A 14,528-nucleotide genomic window follows, 5' to 3' on the forward strand; every position below is an offset into this window, starting at 1 on the left:
TGCCGAGCGTACGGAGGCGGGTGTGGGTTTCTCCGTCAGGCATGTGGTGCACTCCAAACTGGTGCGCCTCCACCTGGTGGGCGAACTGGACGTCACCGCCGCGCCGAAGCTCGGCGCGGAGATCGACCGGTTGGTCGACGACGGGCAGCACCGCCTGCTGGTCGACCTCGCGGAGCTGACCTTCTGCGACTCCAGTGGTCTGGCGGCGTTCGTCCGGGGCGACGACCGGGCGGGCGCGGTGGGCGGCTGGCTCCGGTTGACCGGTGCGACCGGGCGGGTCGAGCGGGTGTTGCGGATCAGCGGCCTGGACGACTTGCTCCGTTATGACCGGGAACAGCATGACCCGGCCGCATTGGGTGACCGTTGATCCGTTAGAGTTCGCACTTCGCGCCGACGGTCGACAGCTTGCCGGAGACCACACCCTAGGCTGGTGACGCGGGTCGCCGTCGCACCATCCCAACGACCAGAGGCGGGTATGCCGTGGACGCAGCCGAGCCGACCCCTGTACGCATCCTGGTCGTCGACGACGACCCGGGCGACGTACTGATGATCGAGGAGGCGTTGGCCGACTCGGAGGTACCCAAGGCGATCGACGTGGTGGGCGACGGCCAGGAGGCGATGGAGTTCCTGCGCCAGGAGGGGCGGCACCGCGAGGCTCCCCGGCCGGACATGATCCTGCTGGACCTGAACATGCCCCGGATGGACGGTCGGCAGGTGCTCAACAAGGTCAAGAGCGACGACCGGCTGCGGACCATCCCGATCGTCGTGTTGACCACGTCCAACGCCGACACGGACATCCTCGGCAGCTACAACCTGCGGGCCAACGCGTACGTCACCAAGCCGATCGACCTCGACGACTTCAACGACGTGATCCGGCGGATCGACGAGTTCTTCGGGCAGATCGTGGTGCTGCCGAAACAGCCCTGAGCGGGCCGAATGCTGAAGAATTTTCCGGATCCGCCTCGGTGGCCCTGCCGATTGACCAGGATTTCAGGTGGTAGGTGACATCGGCTTCCTGGGGGCGAAGCATGGAGTTCTCCGTCGTGCAAACAGGCTATGACCAGCAGCAGGTCGACCGCTGCCTGGAAGATCTGGGTGAGCGGCTGGCCCGGTTGGCGGTGCGGACGGACGCCGCCGCACGAACGAATCCCGAACTGGCCCGGCTGCAGGCCGAGATCACCCGGCTCGGCGAGTTGCTGACCGTGCGACCGGTCTCCGCCGACCGGTCCGGCTCGGCCGCCCGCCAGGTCCTGCTTACCGCCGAGCGGGAGGCGGCCGAGATCCTGGCCCAGGCCCGGGCCGACCTCGCGGCCGCCCGCGAGGAGGCCCGCCAGGTACGCGACCAGGTCTACGCCGAGGCGGTGCAGGCCCGGCGGGACTTCGAGGCGGCGCTGCACGTGCGGCGGATCCGCGCCGAGCGGGCCGACGAGATCCTGCGGGACGTCGCCGTCCCGGGAGAACAGCGACTGGCCGCCGACCGGATGGCGGCCGACCGGATGGCGACGCCGGGCGACGCCCTGGCGGCCCCGGCCTCCTGAGCCGGTCCCGCCGTCGCGGCGGGATTCGAGTCGCGTCACCGAGCCGCACTGCCGAGCCGCACTGCCGAGCCGCACTGCCGAGCCGCACTGGCCGGCAGTCGTTCGGCGGTGCCCGGCCGGTCTGCCGGGTCCATTTTTGATCACGCCACTGTCGGTGGCGTGCGTGGTCTTGTTACCGTCGGCGCCCAACGGATCGAGAGGAGCGCGGGCGGTGGACGGGGCGACGGCGTACCTGGTGGCGGCGGCGGGGTTTCTGATCGCGGCGGCGGGCGTACTGGTGGCGGTGGTCGCGCTGCGTACCGCCCGGAGGCGGGCCGCCAGGCCGGCCGGGACACCGGTACGCGATCCGTTCCGGGCCACCGACGACGACGCCGACGCGCTGCGCGGCGATCCGCGTACCCTCAAGCCCGGCGACCTGGTGGAGATCCGGCACACCTCGTACGGGGTACGCGGCACGCTGCGGTTCACCGAGGGCGCCTGGGGCTGGGCGGAGCACCTGCTCGACGACGCGCACGGCGGCAAGCTCTGGCTCTCGGTCGAGGAGGACCCCGACCTGGAACTGGTGCTCTGGACCGCGCTGCCGGACGCCGAGGTCGACCCTGGCCCGGCCGAACTGGAGGTCGGCGGCCGGCGGTACCGGCGTGACGAGTCGGGGCGGGCCACCTTCACCTCGGCCGGCAGCACCGGACTGCACCCGACCGGCACGGTCCGCTACCACGACTACGTCGCCGCCGACGGCTCCCTGCTCTCCTTCGAGGCGTACGGGGAGAGCGGGAAGTGGGAGGTCGGTACGGGGGAGCGGCTGCACCGGGCCGAGGTGCTGATCTATCCACAGGCGACGGACGGCGCCGACGACCCGGCGGCGGGGCGGATCGGCTGAACGATGCTGGTCACCCTGGACACCGCCTACGAGGACACCACCGCCGCCGAGCTGAGCCTCGCGCTCGACACCCCGGAACAACCCGCGCTGCACCTGCTCGACCTCGGTCCGCTGACCCGCCTCGGCCGACCCGGGACCCGGCTCCAGCTCCGGCTGCTCGGCGCCTCCCACCAGGTGGTGCTGGAAGGTGCCGGTGGCGGCCTGATCGAGACGGTGGCCTGCCTGCCCGGCCGGCGCCCCGAACTGCCGGCGACCCTGGCCGACCCGGCCACCGGCTACCGGTTCACCGCCCGGGTGCGGCGGCTGCCGGCGGTGCGGATGTCGGCCCGGACGGCCCGGCTGCGGCGCGACCTCGCCGACGACCCGTACGCCCTGGTCGGGGTCTTTCCCGGTGGGCCGGACGCGATTACCGCGCTGCGGGTGGCGTACCGGGCGGACCCGGGTGACGGGACGGGCGGGATCGGGTGGCGCACCTGGCACGCGTACCCGCAGAGCGGCGAGCTGGTCGAGACGGAGACGGTGGTGACGGCGGTATGAAGTACCGTGGCTGGTTCGTGATCGGCGGCGCGTTCGCGCTGGTGGGCGCCCTGCTCGCCGTCTTCGCCATCTTCCACGGCAACTTCTCCCCGCGCGGCTACGTGCAGGACCGGTACGCCCGGGCGGCGGCCCAGGACATCGGCGGGGACGCGACCGCGTACCGCTCGGACAAGGCGCCGAGCGTGGTGGCGGACGAGATCACCAGGGCCTGGCAGCCGGCCGACCGGTACGTCGACGCCAGCGGCGTCTACCTGCGCTACGACGAGGACTCGGTGGTGATCCTGCCGCTGGCCGCCGGCTCGCTGATCCTGCTCGAACGGGTGGTCACCGCGTATCCCCGCTACTCCGGCACGGTCGGCAACGCCTGGGGCTGGGGTCGCGGCAGTTCGGTCCGGGGCGGCGGCCCCGGCGCCGGCAAGTAACCGTTCCGCTCGCTCCACCATCACCCCCACCTCCTCATCCCTCCGGAGCCTGATGTGTTGACGACCCTCGCCACCGACCTGCTGGCCACCCTCGCCTACGGGGTGGTCGGGCTGCTGCTGATGGCCGTCGGCTACCTGCTGGTCGACGTGGCCACCCCGGGCCGGTTGCACGAGCTGATCTGGGCCGACCGCAACCGCAACGCCGCCCTGCTGCTCGCCTCGAACCTGGCCGGGGTGGGCGTCATCGTGACCACGGCGATCGTGGTCAGCCACGACGGCCTCGTCGAAGGGCTGGTGAGCTGCGCCGCGTACGGGCTGTTGGGGCTGCTGATCATGGCTGGCGCGTTCATGCTGCTGGACCTGGCCACCCCGGGACAGCTCGGCGAGATCCTGGTCGACCCCGAGCCGCACCCGGCGGTCTGGGTGTCGGCCGTGGTGCACCTGGCCACCGGCGCCGTGATCGCGGCGGCGATAAGCTGATGGCCGTCGGCGGGAACGGGAGCGGCGCGCGGCGCGGGAACGCGCGCCGGGCCCCCGCCGAGCGGGCGAGGGCGGCCCAGGGGACCGCCCGGCGACTCAAGATCATCCTGGGCGTCGTGCTGAGCCTGGCCTTCGCGGGGTTCATCCTCTACGGGGTACTGCTCCCCGACGGCGAGAGCACCGTGGTCCCGCTGCCCGCACCCGCCGAGCGGACCGACACCGTCACGCTGCTCCAGCGGGCGTACACGACCCAGCAGATCTGCTACGGCTGGCGGCTGCGTACCGGCGGAGCGGCGTTCGACACCGCACCGGTCAGCGTCGGCTCCAACCTCGGCGACAGCCTCGCGGCGGAGAGCGATCCGGCCCGCTGCCCCCGCTGGGTGGAGATCGACGCGGTGGTCTGGTACACCTCGGCCAGCAGCGAGGCGAGTGACAGCGCCTCCTACCGGGTCAGCAGCTCTCCCGACCTGGCTCAGATCGACTTCGACCGGGGTCTGGCCCGGCTCGGCGTCGACCCCGACCAGTTCGTCGACGATCCCGGCTGGGCGGTCTGCCAGGCGGCGGTGCTGCTGCCGCTGCTGGTCTCGGAGAACGGTGCCGGTTCGGCGACCCGGGCAGTGGTCGCGCCGGCCGCCGGGGCGGTGCCACCGGAACTGCCCGATCCCGGAAACGACTTCTGGCGCGACCGCTGGCCCCTGCTGCTCGGCGCCACCGGCATCCTGCTGCTCACCGCCCTCTTCCTGGCAATCGGCCGGTACGAGCGGCGGCACCAGCGGCCCGCACCGGCCGGGTCCGGCGCCGGGCCGACCGAGGACGCTGCCGGCGTACCCGGGAATGGGGGTCGCAGCCGGTGACCGTGACCTCGGCCGACCGGCCGGCACCCGACGGTGTGCCCGCCGGGCCGCCCGACGCGGCAGGGCCCGGACCGGAGCCGGCCGCGCCGGCCAGCGGCCCGCGGCGGCGGGCGGCCCGGGCGGGGGTGCTCGGCGCGGTCTTCGTCTGCGCCGCCTGCGGCCTGGTCTACGAACTCGCCCTGGTGGCGCTCGGCAGCTACCTGATCGGGGACACCGTCGGCCAGGCGTCGATCGTGCTCGGCGTGATGGTCTTCGCGATGGGCATCGGGGCGCTGGTCGCCAAGCCGTTCCAGCACCGGGCCGCCGCCGCGTTCGCGGTCGTCGAACTCGCCCTCGCGCTCTTCGGCGGGCTCTCGGTGCTCGGCCTCTACGCCGCTTTCGCCTGGCTCGACCTCTACGCGCCGGCCCTGGTCGGCACCGCCCTGCTGCTCGGGCTGCTGATCGGGGCCGAGATTCCGCTGCTGATGGTGCTGTTGCAGCGGATCCGCGAACAGTCCGCCGGCAGCGCGGTCGCCGACCTCTTCGCGGCCGACTACGTCGGCGCGCTGCTCGGCGGCCTCGCCTTCCCGTTCCTGCTGATGCCCTTCTTCGGCCAGCTTCGCGGGGTCCTGGTGGTCGGGGTGGTGAACGCGTTGGCCGGGCTGGCCCTGGTCGGCACGGTCTTCCGGCGGGAGCTGACCGCCCGGGTCCGGGTCGCGCTGGCCGCCGGCACCGTCGCGGTCGGCCTCGTCCTCGGGTACGCCTACCTGACCGCCGCCGACTTCGAGGTGACCGCCCGCCAGCAGCTCTTCCGGGACCCGGTGGTGCACGCCGAGCGCAGCCCGTACCAGGAGATCGTGCTGACCCGGTCGGTGCCACTCGTCGCGCAGGGGGTCACCGACCTGCGGCTCTATCTCAACGGGGACCTCCAGTTCAGCTCGGTCGACGAGTACCGCTACCACGAGGCACTGGTGCACCCGGCACTGGCCGGCAGCCGGGGATCGGTACTGGTCCTCGGCGGCGGCGACGGGCTGGCCGTACGGGAACTGCTGCGCTATCCCGACGTCGGCGCGGTGACCGTGGTGGAGCTGGATCCGGCGGTGATCCGGCTGGCCCGGACCGAGCCGCAGCTGCGGGCGCTGAACCGGGACGCCTTCACCGATCCCCGGGTCACGGTGGTCAACGCCGACGCGTTCGGCTGGCTGCGCGGCCAGCCGGCCCGGTTCGACGCGGTGGTGGTGGACCTGCCGGACCCGGACGAGACGGCCACCGCGAAGCTCTACTCGGTGGAGTTCTACTCGCTGGTGAGGGCAGTGGTCGCCGAGCGGGGACGGGTGGTGGTCCAGGCCGGTTCGCCGTACTTCGCGCCCCGCTCGTACTGGTGCGTGGAGGCGTCGCTGCGGGCGGCCGGCTTCGGCACCGTGCCGTACCACGTCGACGTGCCCTCGTTCGGCGACTGGGGGTTCCTGCTCGCCGCACCCGGACCGGCGGCTCCGGCACTGGGGCTGCCGGCCGACGTACCCGCGCTGCGCTACCTGGACGCCGGGACACTGCGGGCCGGCACGAACTTCCCGCCGGACCGGCAGCGGCTGGACCTGCCGCCGTCCACCCTGCTGCACCCCCGGGTGCTGGAGTACGCCCGCGCGGAGTGGCGCCGCTACTGAGCCGCCCCGCCGTACCGGGGTGCCGCTCAGACCAGCGCGCCGACCACGGTGCCGGCCCGCTCCTCGTGCTGGGCGTACGCGTCGGGGAACGCGGAGACCTGCACCGCCTGGGCGGCGGCGGTCACGCTCATCTCCTGCCAGCCGGGGATCTCGAGCAGGGCCGCGTAGAACTGCTCGGCCGCGTACGCCGGGCGCATCAGGTCCGCGACGGTGCCCCAACCGGAGCTGGGCCGCTGCTGGAACAGCCCGACCGAGTCGTGGTCGTAGCCGACACCCTGGTTCGGATAGTCCAGCGACTCCGGCAGTACGCCGCTGGCCAGGTTGTAGAGGTTGCTCTCCTGCATGGCGGTGGCGATCGCGACCACCAGGCCCCGGCGCGGGAGGTCCATCTTCACCCCGACCTGGACGATGGTGTGCGCGTTGTCCATCTGCGCCTGGGTGAGCCCGGCGACCGGGGTCGGCTTGCTCGGCTTCTTGGTCACCCGGGCGACCTTGGTCTTGGCCAGCGACGGCCGGGCGGTCGGGGTGGGCGTGGCGGACGGGGCGCCGGTCGGGGTCGGCGGCGGGGTCGGTACCGGGGCTCGTTCGGTGGCCCGGGACGCGGGTTGGCGGTCGGCGCTGGCGGCGCGCTCGGCCAGCAGGCTGGCCGAGGCCGGGTCGGTCGGTGTGGTCGCCGCCCGCGACTCGACGAAGACCACCGCGCCGAGGCAGCAGGCCACCGCGGCGACCGAACCGACCCGGACCGGGCCCGACGAGAGCAGTGCGCGGGTCCGGCGCAGCCGGCGTGGCGCTCCGGCCCGGTGGCGGCCGTTTAGCTGGTCGATGGAGCCGGCATCAGCCGAACGGTCAGCCTGCGCTCCGTTGTCCTGTCCGCGATCAATCGGTTCCCTGTGAGGCACCCGCCGAGGTTAGGTAACGCCGAGCTGAATGGGGCGGGTCGGATGGGTGGCCTGCGCCACACTTTTGCCTGGTCAACCGGGCAGTCGTCGGCACCGGCGGCGGTCAGTGGCGGGACCGGACAGATGCGGCATGTCCGTCTTGTCGAGTGGGCCGGGCCGGCCGGGCACGCTTCCCCGCCGAGACCCGGGTCGACCTCGAAGATCGTCCGGTTCGGTCGTTCGGTCCAGTTCCGCTGGCCCGGTCGGTCCCATCCGGAGCTGGACCGAATGGTCGAGCGGCCCGCTCCTCCTTCCGCTGGCCCGGTCGGGCGTGGTCTGGCGCTGGACCGAATGGTCGAGCGGCCCGCTCTGCTTCCGCTGGTCCGGTCGGGCCCGGTCTGGCGCTGGACCGAATGGTCGAGCGGCCGGCTCTGCGGTCGTCGGGTCCTGAGCACACCGGCTCCGATACGATGCTCTCGGTGGCGGAGAGCAAGATCAAGCCTGCGGGTGGCGGGCCGGCTGGGCGGGGGCGACGCCGCGGCATGCTGATCCTGGTCGCTGGCGCACTGCTGACCGCGCTGATGGCCGGTCACCGGTTGATCCCCAACGTGCGAGGGCTGGGCAGCCTGGTCGACAGCGGCGCTCCCTTCCTCGGCCTCGGCATTCCGCTGCTCGTGCTCGCCGCCGCGCTGCGCCGGTCCCGGATCGCGCTGGCCGGGGCGCTGGTGCCGGCGGTGCTCTGGGCGGTGCTCTTCGGCACCGCATGGCTGCCCGGCGGCGGTGGCGGGTCGGTGCGGCTACGGGTGGCCAGCCAGAACCTGCGGGCCGGCAACCCCGACCCGGCCAGCACGCTGGCCGGGCTGGCCGACACCGACGCCGACCTGATCGGGTTGCAGGAGGTTTCCGGCGACACCCGCGTGCCGGCGGCCGGTGCGCTGGCCGAGCGGTATCCGTACCGGGCGGCCGTCTCCACGGTCGCGCTCTGGAGCAGGTTCCCGATCCGCGAGGACGTCGGCGTCGACACCGGGCTGGCCTGGACCCGGGCGCTGCGGGCGGTGGTGGCGGCGCCCGGCGGCGACGTGGTCGTCTACGTCGTACATCTCGGCTCCGCCCGGGCCGGGGACACCGGCACCCGGGACCGTACGGTGAGCGCGCTCGCCACCCAGATCCGGCAGGACCCGGCGGAGCGGCTGATCGTGCTCGGCGACCTGAACACCGCCACCACCGACCGCATGATCGAGCCGCTGACCGCACTGCTCAACGACGCCCAGGCGGACGCCGGTCGGGGACCGGGCTTCACCTGGCCGGCCGCCCTGCCGGTGACCCGGCCCGACCACGTGCTGTACCGGGGGCTCACCGCGGCGTACGCCGGGGTCGTCCGTACCCCGGCCAGCGACCACCGGGCCGTGACCGCCGGCTTCCGGTAGCGCCGGCTTCCGGTAGCGCCGGCTTCCGGTAGCGCCGCTAGGTAACGGCTCCGCGACCAGGCTCTGCGCGTCCGGGATGGGGCGGGTCAGCGGCGGCCGGGTTCGGCCGGGCCGACGGTGAGGGTGTGCCGGCCGCCGTCGCTGGAGAACGGCCAGAGCTGGTCGGCGTACCGGGCCAGGTCGGTGAGCTGGTCGCGGTTCAGGCCGACCGAGGCGATGCTGGCCCGTACGTCGGCCCGGTAGAGCCCGTCGGCGTCCCGGGCGAGCCGGGCCTGGGCCCGGACCTGGACGGTGTGCGCCTCGTCGGTGATGCCGGTGGCCGCCTCGACCGCCGCGTGGTGCAGGCAGGAGGCGAACGCCGCCGCGAGCAACTGCTCGGGGGCGAGCCCGGTGCAGTGCGGCGCCAGCGGCGAGGCCAGGGTGGTGGAGAGTTCACCGTCGTCGGTATGCAACTGACCCCCCTCGGCCGTCGCGGTGGCCTCGTGCACCCAGGCTTCCGATTCCGGCATCCCGCACCCCCCGTGTGGCTCCCCGGCGGGGCTACCCGGCACGACCGCCGGGAAACCCGCAGCTCAGCCGCGCCCGGCGAACCGCGCCCCGCTGACCGGCTGCACGGTGACCGGCTACACGGTGACCCGCTGCACGGCGAACCGCTGCACCGTGAACCGCGCCGTCGCTATCCGGACGAGCAGGCCCACGGCCGACTTCGTCAAGATCACGTCAAGAAGCGCCCCGGCCGCGTAGCCGAAGCGTCAGAACCGATCACCCCGCCCCGACCTGTGCGTTTACCTGGATCAGGCGGCCGAGAACGGTCGCCTCGATCGCGTGCTGGAAAGGACGTTCGGTGATCGACGTCGTGTTCGTGCTGCTGACGCTGGGGCTCTTCGCGGCCCTGGCCCTGCTGGCCCGGGCGGTGGAGCGGCTGTGAGCCTGGTCAATCTGATCGGCCTGGTACTGGCGGCCGGGCTGGCCGTCTTCCTGTTGTTCGCACTCCTGTTCCCGGAGCGTTTCTAGATGAGTACGACGACCGCGGGCATCATCCTCGTCGCCTCGCTCGCCGTGGTGCTGACAGCCGTCTACAAGCCCTTCGGCGACTACCTCTACCGGGTGGTCGCCGGCACCCGGCACTCCCGGGTCGAGCGGGGCATCTACCGGCTGATCGGCGTCGACGCCAAGGCCGAGCAGTCCTGGGGCACGTACGCCCGCAGCGTACTGGCGTTCTCGCTGATCTCCCTGCTCTTCCTCTACGCCTTCCTGCGGTTGCAGGACAGGCTCTGGCTCTCGCTCGGCTTCGACGCCGTACCGGACCACATCGCCTGGAACACCGCGGTCAGCTTCGTGACGAACACGAACTGGCAGGCGTACTCCGGTGAGTCGACCATGGGGCACCTGGTGCAGATGGCCGGGCTGGCCGTACAGAACTTCGTCTCCGCCGCCGTCGGCATCGCGGTGGCGGTGGCCCTGGTCCGGGGCTTCGCCCGGAGCCGCACCGACCAACTCGGCAACTTCTGGGTCGACCTGGTCCGGATCGCCCTGCGGGTGCTGCTGCCGATCGCGGTACTCGGCACGATCGTGCTGATGATCGGCGGGGTGGTGCAGAACCTCTCTGGCGGCACCGACGTGACCACGGTGGCCGGCGGTACCCAGACCATCACCGGCGGCCCGGTCGCCTCCCAAGAGGTGATCAAGGAACTCGGCACCAACGGCGGCGGCTTCTACAACGCCAACAGCTCGCACCCGTTCGAGAACCCGACCACCTGGACCAACTGGTTCGAGCTGCTGCTGATCCTGGTGATCCCGTTCAGCCTGCCCCGGGTCTTCGGCCGGATGGTCGGGCAGAACCGGCAGGGCTACGCGATCGTCGCGGTGATGGCGATCCTGGCGATCGTCAGCGTCACCCTGACCAACGTCTTCGAGTTGACCGGCGACGGTGCGGTGCCGCAGGCGGTCGGGGCGGCGATGGAGGGCAAGGAGGCCCGGTTCGGGGTCTCCAACTCGGCGACCTTCGCCGCCGTCACCACGCTCACCTCGACCGGTGCGGTGAACTCGTTCCACGACTCGTTCACCCCGCTCGGCGGCATGATGCCGCTGGTCAACATGATGCTCGGCGAGGTCGCCCCGGGCGGTGTCGGCGCCGGCCTGTACGGGATGCTGATCCTCGCCGTGATCACGGTCTTCGTGGCCGGCCTGATGGTGGGGCGCACCCCGGAGTACGTCGGCAAGAAGATCGGTGCCCGGGAGATCAAGTTCGCCTCGCTGTACTTCCTGATCACCCCGATGCTGGTGCTGATCGGCACGGCGGCGGCCTTCGCCACCGGCAACAACTCGACGGCCCTGAACGTCGGCCCACACGGCCTGACCGAGGTGCTGTACGCCTTCACCTCGGCGAGCAACAACAACGGCTCGGCGTTCGCCGGCATCACCGTGAACACGCCGTGGTGGGACACCGCCCTCGGGCTCTGCATGCTGCTCGGCCGGTTCCTGCCGATCATCTTCGTGCTCGGCCTGGCCGGCGCGCTGGCCCGGCAGAGGCCGGTACCCGCCTCCGCCGGAACGCTGCCGACGCACCGGCCGCTCTTCGTCGGGATGCTCGCCGGCGTGACGGTGATCCTGGTGGCGCTGACCTTCCTGCCCGCGCTGGCGCTCGGCCCACTGGCCGAAGGGCTGTGAGCGCGGTGAGAGTCCTGAACGACATGGTGAGGAAAGGGAAAATGACTGTCAGCCCGGTGGTGCCCGCCCCCTCCGGTGGGCTGCCCTCCTCCGGCCCCGCGAGCGGTGGCCGGGTCGGCGGTGGGCTGTTGGATCCTCGGCAGCTCGTCCGCGCGCTGCCGGACGCGTTCCGCAAGCTCAACCCGGTGACACTGTGGCGCAACCCGGTGATGTTGATCGTGGAGGTCGGCGCGGTCTTCACCACCGGGCTGGCCGTCGCCGACCCGACCGGCTTCGCCTGGGCGATCACGGTCTGGCTCTGGCTGACCGTGCTCTTCGCCAACCTGGCCGAGGCGGTCGCCGAGGGCCGGGGCAAGGCGCAGGCGGCGACGCTGCGGCAGGCGAAGCGGGACACCGTGGCGACCCGGCTGACCGGCTGGTCGCCGGGGGCCCGGCCGGGCGCCTACCGCGAGGAGGCGGTCGCCGCCGCCGAGCTGCGGCACGGCGACGTCGTACTGGTCGAGGCCGGACAGGTCATCCCCGGTGACGGCGACGTGGTCGAGGGGATCGCCAGCGTGGACGAGTCGGCGATCACCGGCGAGTCCGCCCCGGTGATCCGGGAGTCCGGCGGTGACCGCAGCGCGGTGACCGGCGGGACCAAGGTGCTCTCGGACCGGATCGTCGTGCGGATCACCCAGCAGCCGGGGCAGAGCTTCATCGACCGGATGATCGGCCTGGTCGAAGGGGCGAACCGGCAGAAGACCCCGAACGAGATCGCGCTGAACATCCTGCTCGCGGCGCTGACCGTCATCTTCCTGATGGCGGTGGTCACGCTCCAGCCGTTGGCGATCTTCTCCAAGGGCTTCCAGGGCGCGGCGCCGGACACCGCGGCGATCAACTCCGACGGGGTCACCGGGATCGTGCTGGTCTCCCTGCTGGTCTGCCTGATCCCGACCACCATCGGCGCACTGCTCTCCGCGATCGGCATCGCCGGGATGGACCGGCTGGTCCAGCGCAACGTGCTGGCGATGAGCGGCCGGGCGGTCGAGGCCGCCGGTGACGTCAACACGCTGCTGCTGGACAAGACCGGCACCATCACGCTCGGCAACCGGCAGGCGGCGGAGTTCGTCCCGGTCGACGGGGTCACCGCCGAGCAGGTCGCGGACGCGGCCCAGCTCGCCAGCCTGGCCGACGAGACCCCGGAGGGGCGCTCGGTGGTGGTGCTGGCGAAGAACGCGTACGGTCTGCGCGAACGCTCCGGCCTGGCCGGCAGCGACTTCGGCGCCGGCAGGTCCGGCGAGGATCGCAACGTGCCGTTCACGGCGCAGACCCGGATGTCCGGGGTCGACCTGGCCCCGGAGGCAACCGTGGACGGCGGGCCCAGCGGGGCGGCCCGACGGGTCCGCAAGGGCGCCGCCGCAGCCGTGATGAAGTGGGTACGGGACAACGGCGGGCACCCGACCGACCAGGTCGGGGACATCGTCGACGGCATCAGCGGCGGTGGCGGTACTCCGCTGGTGGTGGCCGAGCACCTCGACGGCGAACCGGCCCGTACCCTCGGGGTGATCCACCTCAAGGACGTGGTCAAGTCCGGCATGCGGGAGCGGTTCGACGAGATGCGCCGGATGGGCATCCGGACCGTGATGATCACCGGTGACAACCCGCGTACCGCGAAGGCGATCGCGGACGAGGCCGGGGTGGACGACTTTCTGGCCGAGGCCACCCCGGAGGACAAGCTCGCGCTGATCAGGCGGGAGCAGGAGGGCGGCCGGCTGGTCGCGATGACCGGGGACGGCACCAACGACGCACCGGCGCTGGCCCAGGCCGACGTCGGGGTGGCGATGAACACCGGCACTACGGCGGCCAAAGAGGCCGGCAACATGGTCGACCTCGACTCCGACCCGACCAAACTGATCGAGATCGTGGAGATCGGCAAGCAGTTGCTGATCACCCGGGGTGCGTTGACGACCTTCTCGATCGCCAACGACATCGCCAAGTACTTCGCGATCATCCCGGCCATGTTCGCCGGGATCTATCCCAGCCTGGACGCGCTGAACATCATGCGGCTGTCCAGCCCGGAATCGGCGATCCTCGCGGCGGTGGTGTTCAACGCGATCGTCATCGTGGTGCTGATCCCGCTCGCCCTGCGCGGGGTCCGCTACCGGCCCAGCAGCGCCAGCACACTGCTGACCCGCAACCTCTGGCTCTACGGTCTCGGCGGCATCGTCGCACCCTTCGTCGGCATCAAAATCCTCGACCTTCTCATCTCGCTCATCCCAGGGATCTCGTGATGCGCCTACCCACCTGGCTCGCCCAACACCTGGCCGCGTTCCGGGCGGTGCTGGTTTTCACCGCGCTGCTCGGGCTGTCCTACCCACTGGTCATGGTCGGAGTCGGGCAGCTACCCGGCCTGCACGACCGGACCGAGGGCTCGCTGGTCCGCACCGCCGACGGCACCGTCGTCGGCAGCGAACTGATCGGCCAGTCCTTCACCGACGCGGCCGGCAACCCCGTCCCGCGCTACTTCCAGAGCCGTCCGTCGGCGGCCGGCGACGGCTACGACCCCACCGCCACCGCCGCCAGCAACCTGGGGCCGGAGAGCGTCGAGGACACCCTGCCGGTGCCCGGCGCGGTCGACTCCGAAGGGAACCCGGACGAGGGTACCCAGAGCCTGCTGACCCAGGTCTGCACCCGCAGCAAGGCGGCGGGTGAACTCGACGGGGTGGACGGCCGGCGGCCGTTCTGCACCCCGGACGGGGTCGGTGCGGTGCTGCGGGTCTTCCACCGCGACGGCCTGACCGGCCCGGTGACCCGGGCGGTCAGCGTCAACCAGGCGTGCCCGGCCACCCCGTTCGTCGGCACCTTCGGCAGGGTGCCGGTGGAGTGCGCCGTACCCGGGCAGGACTACTCCGGCGGGCTGATCACCCCGATCCGGGGCGAGGCACCCGCCGAGCCGGCGGTACCGGCCGACGCGGTCACCGCCAGCGGCAGCGGCCTCGACCCGCACATCAGCCCGGCGTACGCGGCGATCCAACTGAACCGGGTCGCCCGGGAGCGGCGCACCAGCCCGGACGAGGTACGCCGGCTGGTCGAGGAGCACACCGACGGGCGGGGACTCGGCTTCCTCGGCGAGCCCCGGGTCAACGTACTGGCACTCAACCTCGCCCTGGACCGCGAGTTGCCGGCCGGCGGCTGATCGGCACCGGGCGGCTCCGAGAGA

General features: G+C 72.3%; 16 protein-coding genes. 14 read left to right on the forward strand and 2 right to left on the reverse strand.

The window, feature by feature from the left end; all coding sequences use genetic code 11:
- Positions 1-22: 22 nt before the first annotated feature.
- The 9 genes from Pma05_RS07800 (at position 23) to Pma05_RS07840 (ending at position 6,354) form a co-directional block, all read left to right on the forward strand.
- Complete coding sequence (locus Pma05_RS07800; protein WP_203856629.1) at positions 23-367, forward strand: STAS domain-containing protein; 345 nt, start codon at positions 23-25, stop codon at positions 365-367.
- A 113-nt stretch (positions 368-480) separates the two neighbouring features.
- Positions 481-927: a response regulator gene (locus tag Pma05_RS07805; RefSeq protein ID WP_203856630.1), complete on the forward strand. Its 447-nt coding sequence runs from the start codon at positions 481-483 to the stop codon at positions 925-927.
- 101 nt (positions 928-1,028) lie between these two features.
- On the forward strand, positions 1,029-1,538 hold the full coding sequence (locus tag Pma05_RS07810) for an ATPase (RefSeq protein ID WP_372441438.1): 510 nt from the start codon (positions 1,029-1,031) through the stop codon (positions 1,536-1,538).
- Positions 1,539-1,749: 211 nt separating this feature from the next.
- Entirely contained in the window at positions 1,750-2,418 is a 669-nt protein-coding gene (locus Pma05_RS07815; RefSeq protein ID WP_203856631.1) for a DUF4178 domain-containing protein, read from the forward strand.
- A gap of 3 nt (positions 2,419-2,421) precedes the next feature.
- Entirely contained in the window at positions 2,422-2,955 is a 534-nt protein-coding gene (locus Pma05_RS07820; RefSeq protein WP_203856632.1) for a DUF2617 family protein, read from the forward strand.
- On the forward strand, positions 2,952-3,377 hold the full coding sequence (locus tag Pma05_RS07825) for a DUF4247 domain-containing protein (protein WP_203856633.1): 426 nt from the start codon (positions 2,952-2,954) through the stop codon (positions 3,375-3,377). The genes Pma05_RS07820 and Pma05_RS07825 overlap by 4 nt, the downstream gene beginning before the upstream one ends.
- Positions 3,378-3,434: 57 nt before the next feature.
- Positions 3,435-3,857: a DUF350 domain-containing protein gene (locus tag Pma05_RS07830; RefSeq protein ID WP_203856634.1), complete on the forward strand. Its 423-nt coding sequence runs from the start codon at positions 3,435-3,437 to the stop codon at positions 3,855-3,857.
- Entirely contained in the window at positions 3,857-4,711 is an 855-nt protein-coding gene (locus Pma05_RS07835; protein ID WP_203856635.1) for a hypothetical protein, read from the forward strand. The genes Pma05_RS07830 and Pma05_RS07835 overlap by 1 nt, the downstream gene beginning before the upstream one ends.
- Before the next feature lie 35 nt (positions 4,712-4,746).
- Positions 4,747-6,354, forward strand: a complete 1,608-nt coding sequence (locus Pma05_RS07840; RefSeq protein ID WP_203856737.1) for a polyamine aminopropyltransferase — start codon at positions 4,747-4,749, stop codon at positions 6,352-6,354.
- 26 nt (positions 6,355-6,380) lie between these two features.
- Here Pma05_RS07840 and Pma05_RS07845 read toward each other — a convergent pair whose 3' ends face one another.
- Positions 6,381-7,253: a hypothetical protein gene (locus Pma05_RS07845; protein WP_203856636.1), complete on the reverse strand. Its 873-nt coding sequence runs from the start codon at positions 7,251-7,253 to the stop codon at positions 6,381-6,383.
- 458 nt (positions 7,254-7,711) lie between these two features.
- On the opposite strand from Pma05_RS07845, the gene Pma05_RS07850 reads away from it, so the two are divergent.
- Positions 7,712-8,659, forward strand: a complete 948-nt coding sequence (locus Pma05_RS07850) for an endonuclease/exonuclease/phosphatase family protein (protein ID WP_239311893.1) — start codon at positions 7,712-7,714, stop codon at positions 8,657-8,659.
- 86 nt (positions 8,660-8,745) lie between these two features.
- On the opposite strand, the gene Pma05_RS07855 is transcribed toward Pma05_RS07850, so the two are convergent.
- Positions 8,746-9,168: an OsmC family protein gene (locus tag Pma05_RS07855; protein WP_203856638.1), complete on the reverse strand. Its 423-nt coding sequence runs from the start codon at positions 9,166-9,168 to the stop codon at positions 8,746-8,748.
- Positions 9,169-9,583: 415 nt separating this feature from the next.
- Between Pma05_RS07855 and kdpF the strand changes: the two genes are divergently transcribed.
- Genes kdpF through Pma05_RS07875 form a run of 4 tightly spaced genes read left to right on the forward strand, consistent with a single transcriptional unit; the run spans position 9,584 to position 14,504 of the window.
- Positions 9,584-9,673 (forward strand): K(+)-transporting ATPase subunit F, encoded by a 90-nt coding sequence (gene kdpF, locus Pma05_RS07860; protein ID WP_203856639.1) that lies wholly within the window; start codon positions 9,584-9,586, stop codon positions 9,671-9,673.
- Positions 9,674-11,329, forward strand: coding sequence for a potassium-transporting ATPase subunit KdpA (kdpA, locus tag Pma05_RS07865; RefSeq protein ID WP_203856640.1), 1,656 nt, complete (start codon positions 9,674-9,676; stop codon positions 11,327-11,329). It begins immediately after the preceding gene.
- Positions 11,330-11,370: 41 nt separating this feature from the next.
- Positions 11,371-13,599, forward strand: coding sequence for a potassium-transporting ATPase subunit KdpB (gene kdpB / locus Pma05_RS07870; RefSeq protein WP_203856641.1), 2,229 nt, complete (start codon positions 11,371-11,373; stop codon positions 13,597-13,599).
- Positions 13,599-14,504, forward strand: a complete 906-nt coding sequence (locus Pma05_RS07875) for a potassium-transporting ATPase subunit C (protein WP_203856642.1) — start codon at positions 13,599-13,601, stop codon at positions 14,502-14,504. The genes kdpB and Pma05_RS07875 overlap by 1 nt, the downstream gene beginning before the upstream one ends.
- Positions 14,505-14,528 lie beyond the last annotated feature (24 nt).

Origin of the sequence: Plantactinospora mayteni (assembly GCF_016862935.1) — a bacterium.
In the GTDB taxonomy this organism is placed as follows: Bacteria; Actinomycetota; Actinomycetes; order Mycobacteriales; family Micromonosporaceae; genus Plantactinospora; species Plantactinospora mayteni.

What these genes read in the sequence shown, in the direction of transcription:
- kdpA (WP_203856640.1), top strand. Translation starts at nt 9,674, where the DNA reads ATGAGTACGACGACCGCGGGCATCATCCTCGTCGCCTCGCTCGCCGTG.
- Pma05_RS07820 (WP_203856632.1), top strand. Translation starts at nt 2,422, where the DNA reads ATGCTGGTCACCCTGGACACCGCCTACGAGGACACCACCGCCGCCGAG.
- Pma05_RS07835 (WP_203856635.1), top strand. Translation starts at nt 3,857, where the DNA reads ATGGCCGTCGGCGGGAACGGGAGCGGCGCGCGGCGCGGGAACGCGCGC.
- Pma05_RS07875 (WP_203856642.1), top strand. Translation starts at nt 13,599, where the DNA reads ATGCGCCTACCCACCTGGCTCGCCCAACACCTGGCCGCGTTCCGGGCG.
- kdpB (WP_203856641.1), top strand. Translation starts at nt 11,371, where the DNA reads ATGACTGTCAGCCCGGTGGTGCCCGCCCCCTCCGGTGGGCTGCCCTCC.
- Pma05_RS07855 (WP_203856638.1), bottom strand. Translation starts at nt 9,168, where the DNA reads ATGCCGGAATCGGAAGCCTGGGTGCACGAGGCCACCGCGACGGCCGAG.
- Pma05_RS07810 (WP_372441438.1), top strand. Translation starts at nt 1,029, where the DNA reads ATGGAGTTCTCCGTCGTGCAAACAGGCTATGACCAGCAGCAGGTCGAC.
- Pma05_RS07825 (WP_203856633.1), top strand. Translation starts at nt 2,952, where the DNA reads ATGAAGTACCGTGGCTGGTTCGTGATCGGCGGCGCGTTCGCGCTGGTG.